The sequence below is a fragment of the Microbacterium sp. NPDC090014 genome (assembly GCF_044748285.1).
Taxonomy (GTDB): Bacteria; Actinomycetota; Actinomycetes; order Actinomycetales; family Microbacteriaceae; genus Microbacterium.
Map to the genome: position 1 here is coordinate 1819757 of NZ_JBIVFS010000001.1, position 19286 is coordinate 1839042.

18 protein-coding genes are annotated in these 19286 nt (G+C 68.9%); 11 read left to right on the top strand and 7 right to left on the bottom strand.

Annotation, left to right across the window (positions count from 1 at the left end; genetic code table 11):
• Positions 1 to 2: 2 nt before the first annotated feature.
• Positions 3 to 992 carry a UDP-N-acetylglucosamine 4,6-dehydratase (inverting) gene (gene pseB / locus ACIPV5_RS08565; RefSeq protein WP_400340740.1) on the bottom strand — a complete coding sequence of 330 codons (990 nt, stop codon included), beginning with the start codon at positions 990 to 992 and terminating at the stop codon, positions 3 to 5.
• Between the two features lie 106 nt (positions 993 to 1098).
• Between pseB and ACIPV5_RS08570 the strand changes: the two genes are divergently transcribed.
• Entirely contained in the window at positions 1099 to 2583 is a 1485-nt protein-coding gene (locus ACIPV5_RS08570) for a GNAT family N-acetyltransferase (protein WP_400340741.1), read from the top strand.
• Between the two features lie 10 nt (positions 2584 to 2593).
• Here ACIPV5_RS08570 and pseI read toward each other — a convergent pair whose 3' ends face one another.
• On the bottom strand, positions 2594 to 3655 hold the full coding sequence (gene pseI / locus ACIPV5_RS08575) for a pseudaminic acid synthase (RefSeq protein ID WP_072591045.1): 1062 nt from the start codon (positions 3653 to 3655) through the stop codon (positions 2594 to 2596).
• A gap of 92 nt (positions 3656 to 3747) precedes the next feature.
• On the opposite strand from pseI, the gene ACIPV5_RS08580 reads away from it, so the two are divergent.
• Positions 3748 to 4437, top strand: coding sequence for a hypothetical protein (locus ACIPV5_RS08580; protein ID WP_400340743.1), 690 nt, complete (start codon positions 3748 to 3750; stop codon positions 4435 to 4437).
• A 43-nt stretch (positions 4438 to 4480) separates the two neighbouring features.
• On the top strand, positions 4481 to 4846 hold the full coding sequence (locus tag ACIPV5_RS08585) for a hypothetical protein (RefSeq protein ID WP_053095645.1): 366 nt from the start codon (positions 4481 to 4483) through the stop codon (positions 4844 to 4846).
• A gap of 29 nt (positions 4847 to 4875) precedes the next feature.
• Here ACIPV5_RS08585 and ACIPV5_RS08590 read toward each other — a convergent pair whose 3' ends face one another.
• The 4 genes from ACIPV5_RS08590 to ACIPV5_RS08605 form a co-directional block, all read right to left on the bottom strand.
• Entirely contained in the window at positions 4876 to 5496 is a 621-nt protein-coding gene (locus tag ACIPV5_RS08590; protein WP_400340745.1) for a hypothetical protein, read from the bottom strand.
• Positions 5497 to 5500: 4 nt separating this feature from the next.
• Positions 5501 to 6457, bottom strand: coding sequence for a glycosyltransferase family 2 protein (locus ACIPV5_RS08595; RefSeq protein WP_400340747.1), 957 nt, complete (start codon positions 6455 to 6457; stop codon positions 5501 to 5503).
• 98 nt (positions 6458 to 6555) lie between these two features.
• A complete protein-coding gene (locus tag ACIPV5_RS08600; RefSeq protein WP_295105888.1) occupies positions 6556 to 7854 on the bottom strand; it encodes an O-antigen ligase family protein in 1299 nt (432 codons plus the stop codon).
• Positions 7851 to 9266 (bottom strand): O-antigen ligase family protein, encoded by a 1416-nt coding sequence (locus ACIPV5_RS08605; RefSeq protein WP_400340749.1) that lies wholly within the window; start codon positions 9264 to 9266, stop codon positions 7851 to 7853. Before ACIPV5_RS08605 ends, ACIPV5_RS08600 begins: the two co-directional genes overlap by 4 nt.
• Before the next feature lie 84 nt (positions 9267 to 9350).
• Between ACIPV5_RS08605 and manA the strand changes: the two genes are divergently transcribed.
• The 4 genes from manA to ACIPV5_RS08625 all read left to right on the top strand — a co-directional run bounded on the left by manA (position 9351) and on the right by ACIPV5_RS08625 (position 15422).
• Positions 9351 to 10493 (top strand): mannose-6-phosphate isomerase, class I, encoded by a 1143-nt coding sequence (gene manA, locus ACIPV5_RS08610; RefSeq protein WP_400340750.1) that lies wholly within the window; start codon positions 9351 to 9353, stop codon positions 10491 to 10493.
• Between the two features lie 158 nt (positions 10494 to 10651).
• On the top strand, positions 10652 to 10969 hold the full coding sequence (locus ACIPV5_RS08615) for a WhiB family transcriptional regulator (RefSeq protein WP_072591048.1): 318 nt from the start codon (positions 10652 to 10654) through the stop codon (positions 10967 to 10969).
• A gap of 92 nt (positions 10970 to 11061) precedes the next feature.
• A complete protein-coding gene (locus tag ACIPV5_RS08620) occupies positions 11062 to 14043 on the top strand; it encodes a glycosyltransferase (RefSeq protein ID WP_400340751.1) in 2982 nt (993 codons plus the stop codon).
• Positions 14040 to 15422, top strand: coding sequence for a DUF5719 family protein (locus ACIPV5_RS08625; protein ID WP_400340753.1), 1383 nt, complete (start codon positions 14040 to 14042; stop codon positions 15420 to 15422). The genes ACIPV5_RS08620 and ACIPV5_RS08625 overlap by 4 nt, the downstream gene beginning before the upstream one ends.
• A 30-nt stretch (positions 15423 to 15452) precedes the next feature.
• Here the strand turns inward: ACIPV5_RS08625 and ACIPV5_RS08630 are convergent, their stop codons facing one another.
• Positions 15453 to 15794: a metallopeptidase family protein gene (locus ACIPV5_RS08630; protein ID WP_053095652.1), complete on the bottom strand. Its 342-nt coding sequence runs from the start codon at positions 15792 to 15794 to the stop codon at positions 15453 to 15455.
• A gap of 165 nt (positions 15795 to 15959) precedes the next feature.
• On the opposite strand from ACIPV5_RS08630, the gene ACIPV5_RS08635 reads away from it, so the two are divergent.
• From ACIPV5_RS08635 to ACIPV5_RS08650, 4 genes are all read left to right on the top strand, one after another.
• Positions 15960 to 16166, top strand: a complete 207-nt coding sequence (locus ACIPV5_RS08635) for a DUF3499 family protein (protein ID WP_053095653.1) — start codon at positions 15960 to 15962, stop codon at positions 16164 to 16166.
• A gap of 80 nt (positions 16167 to 16246) precedes the next feature.
• Complete coding sequence (locus ACIPV5_RS08640) at positions 16247 to 17206, top strand: efflux RND transporter periplasmic adaptor subunit (RefSeq protein ID WP_400340755.1); 960 nt, start codon at positions 16247 to 16249, stop codon at positions 17204 to 17206.
• Complete coding sequence (locus tag ACIPV5_RS08645) at positions 17203 to 18057, top strand: ABC transporter ATP-binding protein (protein WP_372984452.1); 855 nt, start codon at positions 17203 to 17205, stop codon at positions 18055 to 18057. Before ACIPV5_RS08640 ends, ACIPV5_RS08645 begins: the two co-directional genes overlap by 4 nt.
• Positions 18054 to 19268, top strand: a complete 1215-nt coding sequence (locus ACIPV5_RS08650) for an ABC transporter permease (protein ID WP_053095654.1) — start codon at positions 18054 to 18056, stop codon at positions 19266 to 19268. Before ACIPV5_RS08645 ends, ACIPV5_RS08650 begins: the two co-directional genes overlap by 4 nt.
• Positions 19269 to 19286: the final 18 nt, after the last annotated feature.

Genomic DNA, 19286 nt, shown 5'->3' on the forward strand with positions numbered 1-19286 from the left:
CGTCAGATCCCCGCCTCGATGATCTCGGAGATCTCCTGCTGCGAGTACCACTGATCGTTGCTGTCCGACCGGTACGCGAAGCCATCCGGCACGGGCACGGCTCCGGCGGGCATCTGATAGCCCCAGGACGCGAGGTCGGGCTGGATGATGAAGTACTTCCCATCGCTGACCGTGACGGCGCGACGGCCCTCTTCCGGGCTGATCATCTCCTCGTGGAGCTTCTCGCCCGGGCGCAGGCCCACATCGACGAGTTCCGCTCCCGGCACGACGGCGTGGGCGAGATCGGTGACCTTCATCGACGGGATCCGCGGAACGAGGAGCTCGCCGCCCTGCATGAGCTCGAACGTGTCGATCACCATCTCGACCGCCTGGGGGAGTGTGATGAAGAACCGCGTGCATCGAAGATCAGTGATGGGAAGCGGCTTTCCCTCGGCACCCAGGCGGGAGAAGAAGGGGATGACCGAGCCGCGGGATCCCATGACGTTGCCGTAGCGGACCACCGCGAACCGCGTGTCGTACGCGGCTGCGTAGTGATTGCCGGTGATGAAGAGCTTGTCGGCCGTGAGCTTGGTCGCACCGTAGAGGTTGATCGGACTCGAGGCCTTGTCCGTCGACAGCGCGACGACGCGCTTCACACCGGCGTCGATCGACGCCTCGATCACGTTCTGGCTGCCGAGGATGTTCGTCTTCACGAACTCGAACGGGTTGTACTCGGCCGTGTCCACCTGCTTGAGGGCAGCGGCGTGAACGACGTAGTCGACGCCGTGCAGCGCGCGAGCGAGTCGCCTCTCGTCGCGGATGTCGCCGATGAACCACCGGAGTCGAGGGTCGTCGCCGAACTGCTGCCGCACCTCGTACTGCTTGAGTTCGTCGCGCGAGAAGATGACGAGACGCCGGGGATTGATGTGGGTCAGGGCGTGACGTATGAACGCCTTGCCGAACGACCCGGTGCCGCCAGTGATGAGGATGCTCGCGCCCTCGAGAACCGACACTCTGTCTCCTCAGCGTTGTCGTGATGGCACGGATGCTCGGGTTGTTCCATGCCCGGCCTATCCTATCGGGTGGGCGCAGCCGCGCCCCCGAGGAGAGGGACGTGTGATGAGCGGGCGACGGGTCCTCCTGCACTGCAATGCCGGTGTCGAGGCGGGCATGGGGCACCTCATGCGCACTCTCACCATCGCCCGCGAGGCGCGGGACCGGGGGTGGGCGGCGTCGGTGTTCGGCGATGTGGATGCGGTCGGTGCGGAGGTCCTGCGCCGGATGGATCCGGAACTCGAGCTGCTCACCGTGGACGGCGCCGCGGCGAGCCTCGGCGACTTCGCGGAGCTCGGGCGGGACGCCGACGTGATCCATCTGGACACCTATCGCGAAGTCCCCGATCTCTCGTCCCTCGCAGTGCTGCTCAGCAACATGCAGGATGGTCCGTTCGGTGTGCGCGACGCCGATCTGGCCATCGATGCCAATCTGGCGTCCGAGCGCACCTTCGCGAGTCCTGAACGCAGCCGGAGTCATCTGGCCGGCATCGACGCGGCTGTCGTACGCGCTCAGGTGCTCGCTCAGCGCGACGCCCGGAGGACGGCGGCGGCAGCGCCTCGCGTGCTGATCGTGATGGGCGGCACGGACCCTCACGGCGTGACCGCGCGCGTCGTCGCCGCGTTCGATCGCGTTCCTTCTCCGGTGGAGATCACGGTGATCGACCCCCGGCGGCGTCCCGACGTGCTGTCCGCGGCGGGGTCCTCGCGTCATGCCGTCCAGGTCCTCGGCTTCGTCGAGGACCTCCCCGCGATCGCCGCGTCCCACGACCTGGCCGTGACGGCTGCCGGCACCTCGGTCTGGGACTTCGCGTGCATGGGTCTTCCCATGGCGCTCGTCTGCGTGGCGGACAACCAGCGGGTCGGCTACCGTCAGGTCGTCGAACAGGGGCTCGCGGTGGGCCTCGGGGAGCCGCCCCATCACGGACTCGAGGAGAGGATCGGCGCGCTCGCCGATCTCCTGGCTTCTCCGGCATCGCTCGCCCGGACGGCCGCCGAGCTGAAGCGGACCGTCGACGGACTCGGGAGCTGGCGGATCGTGGCGTCCTGGGAACAGCTGCTGACGACCCGCCCTTCCGTCGAGCCTCCCTCCGGACTCGTCGCCCGTGCGGCGAACGTCGACGACGGGCGGAGACTGTTCGAGTGGCGCAACGACCCGGAGGTCCGCTCCGGCTCGCGCTCACGCGGCGAGATCGACTGGAGATCGCACACCGATTGGCTCGCGCGCAGCCTGCGGAACCCGGACCGGCGACTCCTGATCGTCGAGTCCGACGGGGTGCCGGTCGCCACCTGCCGATGGGACCGACGGTCGGCCGACGAGTGGGAGATCTCGATCACGGTCGCACCCGAGAGCCGTGGCCGCGGGCTGGCGGCATCGGTGCTCCAGGCCGCGGAGCGAGCCCTCGCCGAACAGCCGCCGGTGCGCATGGTGGCCACTGTGCACGGCGACAACGTCGCATCACGACGATTGTTCGAGCGCGCCGGCTATCTGCCGTACCTGCCCGCCGACGATGCCGGCTTCCTCACCCTCGCCCGGTGGCGGCTCTCGTAGGACTCGCGGTCTAGAGCGCATCCCAGGTCAGCGGGGTGCCGCGTTCGACGTCTCGCGTGAACGTGCGTCCGCTCACCAGGGCGAAGTCATCGGGGCGGAGTCCGCCGGCGGGGCGGATCGACCGCACGTTCTCGGGTCCCACGGTGTCGCCCGCTCGGACGTCGGTGACGACGAACAGCGAACGGCGAAGGGCGAGCACCGCTTCTTCCTGAGCGGTCGGTCCGAAGGACACACCGCTCGCGGATGCGACGCGCGCCTGTTCGGAGGCCACGACGAGAGCGCTGAACTCGTCGGGTGTGAGAGAGAAGTCCGCGTCGACGCCGCCGTCCGTTCGGTCGAGCGTGACGTGCTTCTCGATCACGACCGCGCCGAGGGCCGCAGCGGCGACCGCGACCCCGATCCCGAGCGTGTGGTCCGAGAGCCCCACCGGCACGTCGAAGGCGTCTCGGAGCGCCGCGATGTTGCCGAGTCGCGCCTCTTCGGGAACCGCGGGGTAGGCCGCTGTGCAGGCCAGCAGCACGAGCTGGGTGCCTCCGGCACCGCGGATGGCGGTGACCGCCGCATCGATCTCCGAGAGCGTCGCCATGCCGGTCGACACGATCATCGGCTTACCGGTGCGGGCGACCTCCCGGAGGAGCGGGATATCGACGATCTCAGCGGATGCCGTCTTGTAGATCTCGACCCCCAGCTCTTCGAGGAACGAGACCGAGCTCGGATCGAAGGGCGTCGAGAAGGGGATCAGTCCATGGCTGCGCGCGCGATCGAAGATCGGCGCATGCCACTCCCACGGCGTGTGAGCCTCCTGGTAGAGGGAATAGAGGTTCCTGCCGCCCCAGAGCCCGTGGTCGCTCGCGACCCGGAAGGCGGGCTTGTCGGAGTCGATCGTGAGCGTGTCGGCGGTGTAAGTCTGGATCTTGAGAGCGTCGGCGCCGGTGGCGGCGACCGCGTCGACGATCGCGAGCGCCCGATCGATGTCGCCGTTGTGGTTTCCCGACATCTCAGCGATCGTGAACACGGGGGAGCCGGTGCCGATGCTCGCCGTGGAGAGCGGGATGGTCTGCGAAGAAGTCACGCCGACAACTCTAGACGCGTCCTCTCCGTGACTCGCCGCCCCGCCGATGGGACAGCCGCCGCGGTGCCCTAAGCTGAGGTCTCATGGGGCGTGTGACGGATCTTGTCGGTGATGACAGGGCGATTGCCGGAGAGGTCGACTTCTACGACCGACTCCGTCCGCTCGTCACGGCATACGGGCGAGCGGATACCGCTCGTCGGATCGCCGTCGTCGGAAATCAGCCGCTCGAGCCGTCCGACGAGCGCGCCGCGATGCTCGACACGGCTGACATCGTGTTCCGAGTCAACGGCTTCCGTGTCGACGACGTCGACGGCATGCCGTCGGTGGGTCGGCGCGCCGACGTCGTCGTGTTCAATCGTGGTGTGCGTCCGACGCCCTGGTTCTTCGAGGGCTACTCCGAGCGCCTCTACCTGATGATCGAACCCGGGCGCCTGCTCTGGGAGAACCCGAAGCTCCCGGCCTTCTGGCCCGCGGATCTCGGAATCGTGACGATGCCGAACCGCGAGGTGGTGCTGCCACTCGGCGAGGCGATGGGAGCCGATCCGCGCAGCGGTGGCCAGTGGGCGACGACGGGGACGGTGATGCTCTGGATCGCCACCCGCCTGTTCCCGGACGCCACGGTCGATGCGGCCGGATTCTCCTTCGTCGACGCGCCGGATCAGACATCATGGAACCACGCCTACGGAGACCCCTCGGCGGTCGGAGCAGAGCACCGGATCGACCTGGAGTCGGCGCTCGTGCGGGACTGGATCGACTCCGGCCGCGTCACGTATCACCGCTGAATCCCACAGACCATCGACAATCACCCGAATGATTGAGGACTGAATGCTGAACCGACTCCGTCGCAGACTCGACGCCGTCGTCGAACGCCGTGTAGACGCGAGAGTGGACGCCCGCATGGGGCGTGCTCTCGAGCAGGTCGAACACGCGCAGCGCGACTACGAGGCACGCCTCGCGGGAACCCAGGCCGACTTCTCTTACATCAGATCCGAGTTCGATCGCATCGCTCCTCAGGTCGCCGCGCTCGAGCAGCGGTTCGAGTGGCTGCGCGTGCGCCTCGATGTGGCTGATCTGGAAGCCGACGAGGCGCTCAGCCGCGCCCAGTCGGAGCACGAGCGCGCGCGACTGCGCCTCGAACTCGCGGCGCACTACGAGGAGCGCCTGCGCCGCCTCGAGTCCGACGGCGACTGAGCCGAACGGATCGGGCCGCCGCCGCGGGGTCAGAGCCCGACGAGGCCTCGAAGCTGATTCGCAGCCGAGCGTGCGCCGTCGACGCTCGCCTGCATCCCTGCGGCCGCGTCGGCGTGCAGCGAGCTGAGCGCCTGGTCGTACTCGCTCAGCGCGCTGCCCCAGGCGGATTCGATGGATGAGGGCGGAGCGCTCTCGCCGAGCCGCTGCGCGTCGGCCTGGAGGCTCTCGATGACCTCGGTCGCGTCCTGCCCACTGGACTCGCTGACGATCTGCAGTCCCGTCAGCGCATCATCGAGCCAGCCCTGAACCTGTCCGCGGAAGGCGTCGACCGAGGGGTCCGCGACGGGGGGCGGGGTCGTGATCGGTGTCATCGTCGGCGCGGGCTCCGCCGTCGGCTGAGGGGTCTCGGTCTGCGTCGGCGACGCTGACGCTGACGGGGACGGGGATGTCGATGCCGACGCGGAGGGGGAGGGCGAGCCGCTGGCTCCCGGAGTCGGGGTCTCGCCCCGCGGGAGGAGGAAGAACAGCAGCACGCCCACGATGACGAGCACGGCGACGACGAGCCCGACGATGAGCCAGACACGACCACGATTGCTCGGCTTCGGCTCCAGTGGCGCCCAGCGGAGTTCCGGCTGCGGTTCGTCGGTCATGCGGTCAGTCCTCCAGAGCGGGCATGGGCGTCCAGGAGCGATCGCGGCCGAGCTTGCCGCCCTCCTTGAGTCCCCGGAACAGATTGCTCGTCCCTCGCACCGTGCGCTCGACGAACAGGAGCCGGATGAGCTCCTTCGCGAACGTCATCGACGTCCCGAGGCCGAACAGCACGGGGTTGTAGTTGCGGTGAACGCGGTAGTACTGCTTGATGTACGCCCGGTTGCGCATGATGTAGAACCGGTAGGCGTTGCTCGAGGCATTCATGTGGCGGATGCCCATGTCCCACTGCTTGATCTCGCGAGTGCGTCGCAGGACGAACTCGTCGACGATCACCGCAGTGGTCTTGCGCGAGGCGAGCCACCCGTACATCTGGTCATCCCAGTAGATGAAGAAGCGGTGGTCGGGCAGACCGATCTGCTTCACGATGGACCGATGGATGAACATGCCTTCGAAGCATCCGCTGTTCATCTCCTTGTAGCCCGACGCATCGAACCCGGACGGCGCGAACGGGATCGGGATGCCCATGCGCTCGGCGATCCGGTACTGCCAGTAGAACTCGCTGCCGTCGTAGTCGTACCGGCGGCCCTGGATGCTCTTGAACCGTGGGGCCCATTTGCCCATCTTCGCCAGGCCGTCGGTCACGACCTCGACGTCGTCGTCCATCATCCAGATCCACTGAGAACCCAGCTCGTACGCCGTGCGCATGCCTTCGCTGAAGCCGCCCGACCCACCGGTGTTCGTCTCGAGGCGTCGGTAGACGATCTCGGTGCCGAGCCGAGGACGGAAGGAGTCGACGACCTCGGTGGTGTCGTCGGACGAGGCGTTGTCGATGATCACGACATGGCCCGGCTTCGGGTCCATCGCCGTGATGCTCTCGAGGAGGCCGGTCAGGAGGTGAGACCGGTTGTACGTGACGATGACGATCGTCGCGGAGGCCGGGTCGAAGGGGGCGTGAGTCACGAGGTGAAATCTCCGGAGGCTCGGGGCCCGCAGGGCGCCGCGAGCAGATCCACCCTACCCGGAGCAGTTCGGAATCCGCCGAGGGCGCGGCGCGGAGGTCAGCGTTCGGGACGCAGCGTCGGGATCGCCCCGGTGTGCGCGGCGTCGATGTTCTCCCGCCACGACCTCGTCTGGCCGGCCCGCAGCGCACAGAGCACGAGCATGAACCAGCCCGCGCCGACGATCGTGAAGCTCTCGAACATCGACTCGACGGCGAGTGTGACGAGCATGAGCGGGGTCCAGGCGTAGACCACCGAACGTCGAGCGCTCGCGACGAGCCAGGACCGGACGGTGGCGATGCCGCCAAACAGGAGGAAGAGCACGAGGCCGGCGGCGCCCAGTTGCAGCAGGACGTCGAAGTACGCGTTCAGCGCGCTCTGGTGGTGGTCGTCGAGCAGGAAGTTGATGTACGTGAACGGGAACTCTCCGCGGGCCCACGCGCCGTACCAGCCCCACCCCTCGACCGGCTTGAGAGCGACGAAATCGAGGATCGTGTTCCACAGGGTCGCTCTGATCGAGAAATCCGAGCCGGCATCGAGCAGCGCGATGATCACATGGCGCAGTGCGAACGCGGCGGCGAGGGCGAGAGCGACGAGGACACCGAGCACCCACTGCACGATGGTCCGCCGCTCGGGCGGGGTGTGACGGACGATCGCGAGCGCGACGGCGACGACGCCGACTGCGGCCGCGAGCACGAGCACGGTGGGGGAGGAGGAGAAGAAGGCCAGCAGCGCCGCGAGCGCGATCGAGGGGATCGCGATGCGAGCGGTCAGCGACTGCGACCGCCACTCCACCACGAAAGTGATGAGTGCGATCACGGTGACGAAACCGAGCATGTTCCTGCTGCCGAAGATCCCCTGCACGGGTCCGCCGACGGCCAGGTCTCCCTGGATGCCGAGGAAGAGGAAGGGCGTGTCGAGCAGCACGCCGGAGAGGATCTCCAGGCCCAGCGACACGAGGAGGAGGAACCTCAGCGAGTCGCCCAGGGCGCGGACGGTCTGGAGGGTGTCGCGGATGTGGCCGACGGTGATCGCCAGGAAGGCGAAGCCGAAGAGCTCCATCCACCCGAACGCGGTGTCGGACTTGTCGGTCGTCCACACGATGCTGACGGCGGCCCACGCCAGGAAGGCCAGCAGCGAGGACGGAGCGATCCGCAGCAGCGACAGCTCCTCTCTGCGCACCCACAGGATCCAGGCGCCGACGACGCACAGGACGGCGATGATCGTCGCGAGGGTGACCGATGAGGCGATGTGCTCGATCGCGAACGACGAGAAGACCGCTGTGAGGACCGCGATCGTGTACGCGCGGGCGAACTCGGCCGAGCCGAGCAGATCGCTCAGACGACGTTCGGGCGTCACGGAACCCGCCGGCTTCGCTCGCCGCGCTCGATCACACGCTCGCGTTCACCGACGCCGACCAGGGGCACGACCTTGATCTTGAACGAGAGCAGGACCAGCAGCATCCAGCCCCAGAGCATGATCGGGGTCGATTCCGTCAGACCCTGCACGAGCAGCACGACCGTGAAGAGACTCGGAAGCAGAGTGATCGCCGAATAGTCGCGGTCCGACCTCAGATCCCAGCGCGGGCGGTCGATGGCGAAGAACCACGAACGCCAGAGCAGGCTGAGATAGGCGAGAGCCATGAGGACGACCCCCACCACGCCCAGCTGCATCAGCACGTCGAGCCACATGTTGTGCGCGTGGAACACCGTGATGCCGTGATCCTCGATCCATCCGGCGAAGGCAGGATCGAAGGGAACCCAGGGACTCGAGAACCCGTTGCCGAAGATCGGATGCTCCGCGGCGCGCGCGAGGACCTTGTCCCAGATCTTGTCGGAGCGCCCGGTGAGGTCTGCGCTGCGACCGATGAGGGCGAACAGGGGTTCACGCAGGAGCCAGACGGCGGATCCGATGACAACGGCGCCGCCGATGAACAGCACATACAGTCGTGTTCGTGCGCCCGGAGACTTCGCGCGGCGCATCAGCAGGGCGACGACCAGGACTGCGGCGGCAGCGGCGGCGCACACGTATGCCGTCGCGGATCCGGCCCGGACGAGGAAGTATCCCGCGAGGAGGGCCCAGAGCGCGAGAGTGGTGCGCCAGCGCGTGCGCGCGGCGAACAGCACGCCGAAGGTGAGTATCGCGAACAGGCAGATGATGGCGAGCACGTTCGAATTGCCCACGATGCCCTGGATCCGGCCGCCGTCCACGAGGTTGCCGCGAACCCAGTACCAGTGGGCGTCGGTCTCGCCGTCCGGCCGCACGAAGAAGTTCGGCAGGATCGGAGCGTGGACGACAAGGGCGACCCACAGCTCGAGCGCGAGGGACAGGCCGAGGATCCACTTGAACGCGGAAGCGAGCGCCCGCACGATCTCGTGCCAGGTGAGCACATGGACGATGAAGAGCGCGTTCACCGTGACGGTGGCGAGCAGGACCCAGGTGATGATGGTCGCTCCGCGCCACTGAGACCACGCGATCGAGAGCAGGGCCAGCGCGGTGTAAGCGACGGCGGCCCAGGGCAGGCGACGCCACGCGAACGCGGCAGGTCTGCGACGGGCGATCATCGGAACGCCGATGGAGAGCGTCGCGATCAGGAACACGACGAGGGTGATGAATGCGCCGATCTCGCCCACGAGGTTGTACACCGCCGAGTGCGCGAAGGTCGCGAACAGCACCAGGCCGATGTACCCGCGCAGCAGAAGGTGCCCCGTGGACTCGCGCTCGGGAGCGGCGGGCGGGGCGGCGACCGGGTGCTTCGTGTATTGCGCCATCGCGTTCAGGCTACCGCGCGGAAGTCGCGAGTCACCGATGGGACGGTCGTGGCACCGTGGGTTCCCTGCCAATACCCTGGTGGCATGCTGCTCAGTCTCTCGAATGCACCCCGTGACTACGCGTGGGGATCCCCGACGCTCCTGGCCGACCTGGAAGGCCGCACCCCCACGGGTGCGCCTGAGGCGGAGGTGTGGTTCGGCGACCACCCGGGAGACCCGTCCGACGTGCAGGGCGGCGGGACGCTGGACGCCGTCACGGGCGGTGCTCTGCCGTACCTGCTCAAGCTCCTCGCGGCCGCATCGCCGCTGTCCATCCAGGTGCACCCGACCGTCGAGCAGGCGAGAGCCGGGTGGGCGAGGGAATCGACGCTCGACGCCACGGACCCGACTCGCAACTACCGCGATGACAACCACAAGCCCGAGCTGATCGTCGCCCTGAGCGACCGGTTCGAATCCCTGAGCGGGCTGCGCCCCGTCGGCGACACCCTGGGCCTGTTGGGGGAGTTGAAGCAGAGCGCCGGGGTCGAGGAACTCGCTGATCGTCTCCGCGGTGAGGGCGACGTCCTGCGCGACACGATCGGCTGGCTGCTTTCCGGCGATGCGCGGTCCGTGGTCGACGACGTCGTCGCCTCGGTGAGCGCGGCCGCAGCCTCCGCGTCGGGCGAATGGGCCGAGACGCTCCGAGGTGTGGCGGCGATCGCGGAGACCTATCCGGGAGACCCCGGTGTGGTCGTCGCGCTGCTCATGAACCACGTGGTGCTTCGCAGGGGCGAGGGCATCTTCCTGCGGGCCGGGCTCCTGCATGCCTACATCGCCGGTCTCGGGGTGGAGATCATGGCGGCGAGCGACAACGTCCTGCGCGGCGGTCTCACGCCCAAGCGCATCGATGTGGCCGAGCTGCTCTCGGTCCTCGACACGACGACCGGCGAGGTGCCGGTGCTGCGCCCGACGACGGAAGGTGCGATCACGGAGTACCCGGTGCCCGTCGCGGACTTCTCGCTGAGAAGGGTCGAACTCGACGGCCAGGACGTCGTCATCGACGTGGACGGACCGACGATGGTCCTCGCGACGTCCGGTCGCGTCAGGGTGGGCGGTGCGGACGGTGCAGTGCTCGATGTTCCGATCGGCACCGTCGCGTTCGCGTCCGCCGACGAGGTTCGATTGACCGTCGGCGGCCAGGGCGAGGCGTTCGTCGCATCGCCCGGCGATCTCACCTCCGGCCGCTGACTCCTCGGGCGGACGTGCGACACGCCGTACGGAGGTCAAGAACCTTCAAGACCGGATTGAGGGTTTACGATCCGCGACTTGACCGATGGGAATGACACGGGTGTAATTAGTTGAGCACGGCCCGCCGAGGGGGCGGAATTTAGGGGTTGGAGAGCGAGATGACGGGTTACCGTTCAGACGTACCGGAGAACTGGTTCGTCGATCCGATCAACCTCGGTGTTCCCGGGGTTCGCAAGGTCGAGACCGACGATGACAATGCTCTCGCATGGCAGAGCGATGCACTGTGCTCGCAGACTGATCCTGAGGCCTTCTTCCCCGAGAAGGGCGGATCGACCCGCGACGCCAAGAGGATCTGCACGTCCTGCGATGTCCGCGGCGAGTGCCTCGAGTACGCGCTCAACAACGACGAGCGCTTCGGAATCTGGGGCGGGCTCTCCGAGCGCGAGCGCCGCAAGCTCAAGCGTCGCGCGAGCTGACCCGGCAGTGATTCGTCCGCGTTCATAGCTTCGCGGCCACGCCGGGTCGGGTCAGCCCCCGATTCCTGTCGCACGCATAGGCTGACCACGTCATGCCAGCCCGAGTTCACGCAATCATCGTCGCGCGCCCCGGTTCCTCCGCCCGCGCGCAGCTGCTCCGCACACTCGATGCGTTGCGCTCCCAGACGACGCCCGCAGCCGCCATCACCCTGGTGATGTGCGGCGACGCGGCGTCGGCTCGCGAGAGCGAGGCCGTGACGAGTACAGTCGAGGGCATCATCCAGGCGCGCGGCAACACCTCATTCGCGGATGCCGTCGAACTCGCCCGACCCCGCATACTCGAGGGCAGCGCCGTCTGGCTGCTCGCACAGGACACCGCTCCGCACCCGCGAGCGCTCGAGCGCCTGATCGGCACTCTCGAACGATCTCCGTCGGCGGCGATCGTGGCGCCCAAGCTCGTGCAGACCGACAACGACCGCGAGATCGTCTCTCTGGGCGTCAGCATGACGACTCTGGGGCGCTCGGTGGAGCTGGCCGGCGGCGAGCTCGACCAAGGACAGCACGATGCCAGCGACGACGCGCTCGGTGCGGACATCCGCGGCATGCTGATCCGCGGTGAGGTCCGCGATGCGCTCCGTCCGGATCCGGCGCTCGCGGGAGCCGACCTGGGTCTCGACCTCGGAGTCCGTGCCCGCCTCGGTGGCGGACGCGTCGTGCTCGCGCCCTCGGCGCGCGTATCCGTGTCACCGGACGGACCAGGGACACCTCCGACCGCGCGGGGCAGGCGCGCGTTCGCGACCAGACTCGCCCAGCTGCACCGCCGCCTCGCTTATGCCCCGGCGATCTCCGTCCCGCTGCACTGGCTCACTCTGCTTCCTCTCGCGCTCTGGCGATCCATGGCCGACCTGATCGGCAAGCGGCCGGAGGCCGTCGCGCCCGAGTGGGCGGCTGCGGTGACGGCGATGTTCCGCTTCGGCGCGATCGCGCGGTCTCGTTCTCGCATCCGCTCCTTCCGCACCTCGAGCTGGTCGAGCATCGCCCCGCTGCGTGTGAGCAGCTCCGATCTTCGTCGTCGGCTGGATGACGGCCACGGCAGCGAGGGCGGAGCGGTCAGTGAGCTCCGGTTCTTCTCGGGCGGCGGCGCCTGGGCGGTGCTGGGCGCCCTCGTCGTCAGCATCGCGACCTTCACCACGATCCTCGCGTGGCCCGTGCTCGGTGGCGGTGCGCTGCTTCCGCTGCGGTCGACGGTGGGTGCGCTGTGGAATGACGCCGCCTGGGGGCTGCGCGGTCTCGGAGTCGACGTCGTCGGCCCCGCGGATCCCTTCTCCGGAGTGCTCGCTGTGCTCGGCTCCCTCTGGCCGGCCGCCCCGTCGTTCTCCCTCGTGCTCCTCTGGGTGCTGGCGCTGCCCCTCGCCGTGCTCGGCGGCTGGTTCGCGGCCACGCGAGTGACCGATCGTGCGGGTCTGCGCATCTTCGCCGGAATCGTGTGGGCGCTCGCTCCCACCTTCCTCACCGCGCTCGTGGACGGTCGCCCCGCCGCTGTGCTGGTGCACCTCCTCCTGCCCTGGCTCTTCCACGCCGGGGCGGTGGCCCATCGTTCGTGGGGCGCGGCAGGTGCAGCGTCGCTCCTCTTCGCCGCGGTCACGGCATGTGCGCCCTCGCTCGCCCCGGCACTCCTCCTGCTGTGGGTCGTGGCGCTCGGCATCACCCTCGTGGGCGCTCGTATCCGCGGAGCCGTCCGCCTGGTCTGGGTGCCGATTCCCGCCGTCGCCCTCTTCGCGCCGCTCGTGGTCTGGCAGCTGAGCCGCGGAGACATCCTCGCGGTGCTCGCGGATCCCGGCTCGATCTGGGCCGGTCCGCAGGCAGCTGCCGATGCCGCAGGCAGGCTCGCGCTGGCCAGCGGGTTCCCCAGCGGTGACATGGCCGGGTGGGCGACGTGGCTCGGCCTCGAGCTCGCGCCGTGGGTGGGGGTACTGCTCGCCCCGCTCGCGCTCCTCGCTCTCGCATCAGCGGTCGCCCCGCGCTGGCGAGCCGGAATCACTCTTCTGCTCGTCGCGCTCTGCGGCCTGGCCACCGCGTTCTTGGCCGTGGGAGTCGCCGTGTCCTTCGCCCAGGGGACTCCCGTCGCCATCTGGCCGGGATCGGGTCTCAGCCTCGCGTGGATCGGCGTCACCGGAGCCGCCCTCGTGACGCTCGACACCGCGGTGACCATGCCACGGGCCCGGGTGCTCAGCGCGGCGGTCGCCGGTCTTGCGATCGCCGTGTGCGCTGTTCCTGCCCTGGCCGCGGTCCACGCGGACGAATCGGAGCTCCGAGACGGTCCCGCATCGACGCTGCCGGCGTATGTCGCAGCGCAGGCGGGTGCCGACCGTCAGATCGGAACCCTCGTGCTCACCCCGCAGAACGACGGCGGCCTGGCGACCGAGGTGGCGTGGGGCGGAAGCGAGACGCTGAGCGCCCAGACGACGATCCTCTCGACAGCGACGGAGCTGCGCGGCTCCGACCTCACGACGCTCGCGGTCGATCTGCTCTCGGCCAGGGACTTCGATGCGGCTGATGAGCTGGCTCGGACGGGGATCTCGTACGTCCTGCTCGCACAGGTCTCGGGTGAGGAGTCGGACCGTGCTCGCTCTCTGCGCACGGCCGCGGTGACATCGCTCGACCAGCGGGCCGGTTTCGTCCAGGCCGGCTCGACCGACCGTGGTGTGCTCTACAGGCTCGAGGCCGACGCCTCGCCACGGGCTCCGCTCTCGACCGCTCAGCAGGCGACAGCGCGCCTCGTGATCACGGTCCAGCTCGTGCTCGTGCTCGCGGCGCTGCTGCTGTCCGTGCCGACACGTGCGTCGCGGCGAGCAGCCCGCGCCCGCTCGCGCATCGTCGGACGAGCACCGGAAGAGCCGCTCGTGCTGCCTCGGCACCCCGAGGACCGCGACGGCGCCGCAGAACCGCACGGCGATCCGGAGGTCGCTGAGACAGCCGCAACAGCCGACGCCGCGCCCTCGGTCGGGCCCGAGCCGGATGCGGCAGTCGAGGCCCATCCGTCGACCGAACAGGGTGAGGAGGAGCGGCGATGACCCGCAACCGCGCATTCCGGGTGGCGGCGACCGGCGCTCGAGTCCTGACAGGCGCCGTCGTCGCAGGAGCGTGCGTCGTCGGTGTCGTCGTCGGCATCACTGCGCCGTGGCCGACTGTCGCGCACGAGCCCGCTCAGGCGCAGGTGGCGCCCCTCCCGGGTGACACCGTTCTCGTCTGCAACGGTGACCTTCGCGCTGTCGGTCGAGATCCTTCCAACCCGCTCGAGATGGTGTCGGCGGCGTCTCCCCAATTGACCTCCGAGGGGTCGTCCGGGCGACCGGAGTCGAGTCCCCTGCCTGCGAAGGACCTTGCCGACGGCGGATCCGCGCAACGCCTCGTGGGCCCTGTCGAGGGACGCCAGGCGCCGCTGCTCGGCGCCACGGAGTCGGTCAGCGTGCAGGAGGCGGACCTGTTCGGTCTCGCCGCGGCGCCCTGCCGTCCTGCGGGCATCGAGTCGTGGCTCGTCGGCGGAACGGTCGCCACCGGGACCGAGGACCTGATCGTCCTCACGAACCCCGGGGTCGTGCCCTCCACTGTTTCTCTCGGCGTGTTCGGGTCTGCGCGGGCGTCCAGCACCGTGATCGTCCCCGCGGAGTCTCAGGTCGCGCTCGCGCTGTCATCGATCGCCGCCGGATCGGACTTCCCGATCGTCAAGGTGACCGCGACAGGGTCGCCCGTGCGGGCTGTACTGCAGTCGTCGCTCACCCGGACCCTCGATCCCTCGGGCATCGACCTGCAGGATGCGGTTCCCGCTGCGCAGCGTCAGCCGGTGCTCCCGGGCATCCAGGTCTTCGAGAACCAGGGCGACAACGCAGACATGGCGGTTCTGCGGCTGATGTCACCCGAGGTCGATTCCCAGGCCGTCGTGACGGTCAGAGAGGTCGGTGCGTCCACGATCGCCGACGAGTTCACCGTTCCGCTCACCGCCGACGCGCCCACCGAGCTGTCGCTCTCCGCGCTGTCGCCGGGGGACTACACGATGAGCATCGAATCGGACAACCCCGTGCTCGCCGCGGTGCGGCAGCAGGATGTCGCCGGGCCGCAGGACGATTTCGCCTGGGTCACGCCGGCGCCGGAGCTCGAGGATGACCTGTACGTCGCCGTTCCTGCCGGGCCGACGCCGCGCCTCGTGCTCGCCAACGACGAGGATTCCGATGCGACGGTGCAGGTCGCATCGACATCGGGCGGAGAGCCCGTCGAGGTCACTGTCCCCGCCCACTCGTCGGCGTCGGTCGATGTGACGCCGCGCACGGTGTATGCGCTGTCGACCTCGGCGCCGGTGCATGCCTCCGTCACGATGAGCGCGCCCGGAGCGCTCGCGGTCTGGCCGGTATGGCCGGCTGCGGGAGCGCAGCAGAGCATCACCGTCTACCCGTGACCTGCGGACCGGCGAGGACGGTCTCTGAGCTCAGTGCTCGTGGCCGCCGAGGTCCCAGGGCTCGCGGCCGACGTACTCGGCCGCAGCTCTGAACACAGCGCTCTCGATCGCCATCCTGCGGTGGGCGGAGTCGTCGTGTCCCGGCGGCAGCAGCCGTTCGATGGGAAGCCGGAAGAGCACGATGCGCGCCTTCTCGTGATCGAGGTACCAGCGCGGGACCTCGTCTGCGGCCTCGAACGCGGGCATGGCGCCGATCTCGAACCGCACCTCCTGCAGTTCGGGCCAGGTTCCTCGAAGGAACTCCACCGCAGTGCCGACGGTCAGATCGAACCTGTCGATGCGCCCGTCGAGAGGGGCGAGTGGAGGGCGCACGACCTCGCTGCGTCCGAGCCGACCGTGGCGCCCGTGCCTGGCCCCGCGGCGGGGTGCGTCAGAGGTGCGGGAGCGACGGGGCATAGCGAAAGTCTAGGCCGAGTCCGACGGGCGCGGCGGCGCGGCATCCGCTCATCCGATGAACCTCGACGTAGCCTGGCGTGAATGGACGGAAGACTCTGCTCGAAGGTCGGCTGCGCGCGCGAGGCCGTGGCCACTCTCACCTACGACTACGGCGATCAGATGGCCGCGCTCGGGCCCCTGGGGATGGCGCGCCACCCGAACGCGCATGATCTGTGCGCACAGCATGCGGACCGCCTGTCCGTTCCCGCAGGATGGCTCGTCGTCCGGCACGAGGCGCTTCGCGCCTGATATACCGTCCGCATCGCCGACGGGGACACGCCGCCTCGGGGCGGGTGGGTCATCGACCCATGCCGATACGCTGACCGCGGATGCGCCAGGGCGGCGCCGCCGGAAAGGCAGCCGTGATCGTCTGGCGACGCTGGATCTTCCCTCTTCTTCTCGTTCTCGTCTTCGGCGCGTGCGCCGCGGCTCTCGTGAAGATCGCGTTCTTCCCGGACGCCACAGAGGCGATGGTCAGCCCCGAGTCGTCGATCGTCGATCCCGTCATCCCGGTCGAACGGGGCTCGGTGGTGAACGCTCTCACCCTGAGCGGCAACGTCGCACGCGATGACGCGTTCCCGGTGCGGTCGGAGATCACCGGAACGGTCATCGCGGTGCATGTCCCCGACGGGGTGACCGTCGCGGCGGGGCAGAAGCTCTTCACGATCCGGCAGGACGAGCCCAAGAAGGATGTGGACGTCGTCGCGCCGGAGGCCGGCGACGTCTCGGAGATCGCTCTCGTGAAGGGTCAGGCGACATCCACCGGAACCGAGATCTTCACGCTCACGCCCGCGCGCTACCACCTGCTCGCGACCGTCGAGCCGGTCCAGCTGTACCGCCTGGTGAATGCGCCGGCCGACGCATCGGTGACGATCACCGGGGGGCCCGCGCCGTTCGTGTGCACAGGAGTGCGGGTGCAGGTGAGCGCCGAGGGCACAGCGAGCGTGCGATGCGCGGTGCCCGGTGACCAAATCGTCTTCGCCGGTCTGCCGGCGACGATGGATCTGGCACTCGGGCAGGTGGACGACGCCCTGGTGGTGCCGGTCACCGCTGTGCAGGGTGGCGCGGGCACGGGCAACGTCTGGGTCGACGCCGGCGACGGCGCTGAACCGGAAGAGCGAGCGGTCGAGCTCGGCGTGAACGACGGGGCCATGGTCGAGGTGGTCTCCGGCCTCGAAGAGGGGGAGTCGATCCGCCAGTTCGTCCCCGGCTTCGTCGCCCCGGTCGAGGAGGTCTGCTACGAGGTGGCTCCCGGAGTCGAGCAGTGCGACAGCGGGGTCAGCTGGTGACCCTCGTCGCGCTGAGCGATGTGACGAAGAGCGTGCGGCTCGCTGACGACTCGGAGCTGGAGATCCTGCGAGGGATCACGCTCGAGGTCAGTGCGGGCGATCACGTCTCGATCGTCGGCAGGTCGGGCTCCGGGAAGTCGACGCTGCTCAACATCCTCGGGATGCTCGACGCTCCGACCACCGGCTCCGTGTCGTTCGAGGATCGCGAAGTGCGTCGGATGCGGTCGGGGCGGCTGGACCGGCTGCGCGGCGACAACGTCGGCTTCGTGTTCCAACAGTTCAATCTGCTCCCGGGGCGCACCGCGCTCGACAATGTGATGATGCCACTCGGCCATGCGCGCGGTCGGCTGTTCTGGAACAGGAGGCAGATCGCCGCTGACATGCTCGAGAGAGTCGGCCTCGGTCATCGCATCGAGCAGGTCGCCGATCGACTCTCGGGAGGAGAGCAGCAGCGGGTCGCGATCGCGAGGGCCCTCGTGCGCAGGCCCGTGCTGATCCTCGCGGACGAGCCGACCGGCGCACTCGACATCGACACGGGCGCGTCCGTCATGTCGCTGCTCGACGAGGTCGCGACCGAGACCGACGCGGCGCTGGTGACCATCACGCACGACCTCCATGTGGCCGCCCGTGCCCGACGGCACTACCGACTCGACGCCGGGGTCCTCGAGCCTGCGGATCTCAGCCGCGCCTTCGAAGCCTCGACCCTCGCGGCGTCCGTTCCCTCCGCATCCGTTCCCTCTTCATCCGTCCCGGCCGCATCCGCACCGGCGGCTGCGTCCACCGGGGCCGAGATGCCGACACCCGGCAGCATGCCGGCCATGCCGTACTCGCGTCGCGGAGCCGCGTCATGACCGGCATCCTCGGAGCGCTGTCGGATGCGTGGGCGGAGATCCGCGTCCACAAGCTGCGTGTGCTGCTCAGCCTGATCGGCATCGCGGTCTCGGTGGCAGCCCTCACCGGGGTCGTCGCCGTCTCGGAATATCAGCGTCAGTTCCAGGCAGAGCAGTCGGATCGCTGGGGAGGCAGGGCGGCGACCCTGGTCGTCACGATCAGCAGCGACGACGGGGCGCCGGTCGACTTCGACGCCTTCGACGAGAGGTTCACGCGCGTCACGGAGCGGTTCGAGTTCAGCCACACGGCCCGGATCGCACAGGGCATGGTCGTTCCGGTGCAGCTGCCGGACGGCATCGTCGATGTCAACTCACGATTGATCGATCCGCTCTACTCCGAGATCCACCGCGAGCAGCTGCTCGTGGGCCGATGGATGCGGGATGCGGATGCCGACGCACTCTCCCCGCCTGTCGTGATCACGGAGGCGCTGTGGGATCGCATCGGTCGCACGCCCGTCGCGGAGCATCCGATTCTCACGCTCGCGGGGCCTGCGGGTGGCACTTATCAGGTCGTGGGTGTCGTGCCTCGCCAGGGGTTCGGAGACGAGGAGCTTCGGGTCGACATCCTCTACGACGCGTATCGTGCCCGCGTCGATGCTCTGCCGGAGGGCGCCTGGCCGCAGTACGAGGTCTGGCTCGGACAGGAGCAGGTCGACGAGATCGCACCCGTGCTCGCCATGGATCTTCGCGCAGGGCTCCCGGACGGGCAGACGGTGTCGGTGAGCCGCTCGGACTGGGCTGCTCAGCCGGGTGCGCTGGATGCGCAGGCGACCTTCGAGATGGTCACCGGCGGCATCGCTGCCGTGATCCTCGCGCTGGGAGCTCTGAGTCTGATCAACATCCAGCTCGTCGCGATGCGGCAGCGAGTGCGTGAGATCGGCGTGCGTCGCGCTTTCGGCGCCACCTCGGGCCGGGTCTTCTTCTCGGTCTTCCTCGAGAGCCTCGTCGCGACGACGGTGGCGGGACTCGTCGGCATCGCGATCGTCGTCGCGGTGCTCCGTTCGGACTGGGTCGTCACCTCGCTGTTCTACGGGATCCAGGACGTTCCGCCGTTCCCGATGCGCGCGGCCTTCGTGGGGCTCGCCGCGTCGATCCTGGTGGGCGCCGTCGCCGGCTTCATCCCTGCACTGGTCGCCCTTCGCGTCAAGGTGATCGACGCGATCCGATTCTGACGGCGCCGGGGTTCGCGA

Excerpts from the sequence above, each read along its gene's own strand:
- ACIPV5_RS08570 (WP_400340741.1), top strand. The coding sequence starts at position 1,099 with ATGAGCGGGCGACGGGTCCTCCTGCACTGCAATGCCGGTGTCGAGGCG.
- ACIPV5_RS08585 (WP_053095645.1), top strand. The coding sequence starts at position 4,481 with ATGCTGAACCGACTCCGTCGCAGACTCGACGCCGTCGTCGAACGCCGT.
- ACIPV5_RS08590 (WP_400340745.1), bottom strand. The coding sequence starts at position 5,496 with ATGACCGACGAACCGCAGCCGGAACTCCGCTGGGCGCCACTGGAGCCG.
- ACIPV5_RS08605 (WP_400340749.1), bottom strand. The coding sequence starts at position 9,266 with ATGGCGCAATACACGAAGCACCCGGTCGCCGCCCCGCCCGCCGCTCCC.
- manA (WP_400340750.1), top strand. The coding sequence starts at position 9,351 with ATGCTGCTCAGTCTCTCGAATGCACCCCGTGACTACGCGTGGGGATCC.
- ACIPV5_RS08615 (WP_072591048.1), top strand. The coding sequence starts at position 10,652 with ATGACGGGTTACCGTTCAGACGTACCGGAGAACTGGTTCGTCGATCCG.
- ACIPV5_RS08620 (WP_400340751.1), top strand. The coding sequence starts at position 11,062 with ATGCCAGCCCGAGTTCACGCAATCATCGTCGCGCGCCCCGGTTCCTCC.
- ACIPV5_RS08625 (WP_400340753.1), top strand. The coding sequence starts at position 14,040 with ATGACCCGCAACCGCGCATTCCGGGTGGCGGCGACCGGCGCTCGAGTC.
- ACIPV5_RS08635 (WP_053095653.1), top strand. The coding sequence starts at position 15,960 with ATGGACGGAAGACTCTGCTCGAAGGTCGGCTGCGCGCGCGAGGCCGTG.
- ACIPV5_RS08640 (WP_400340755.1), top strand. The coding sequence starts at position 16,247 with ATGCGCCAGGGCGGCGCCGCCGGAAAGGCAGCCGTGATCGTCTGGCGA.
- ACIPV5_RS08650 (WP_053095654.1), top strand. The coding sequence starts at position 18,054 with ATGACCGGCATCCTCGGAGCGCTGTCGGATGCGTGGGCGGAGATCCGC.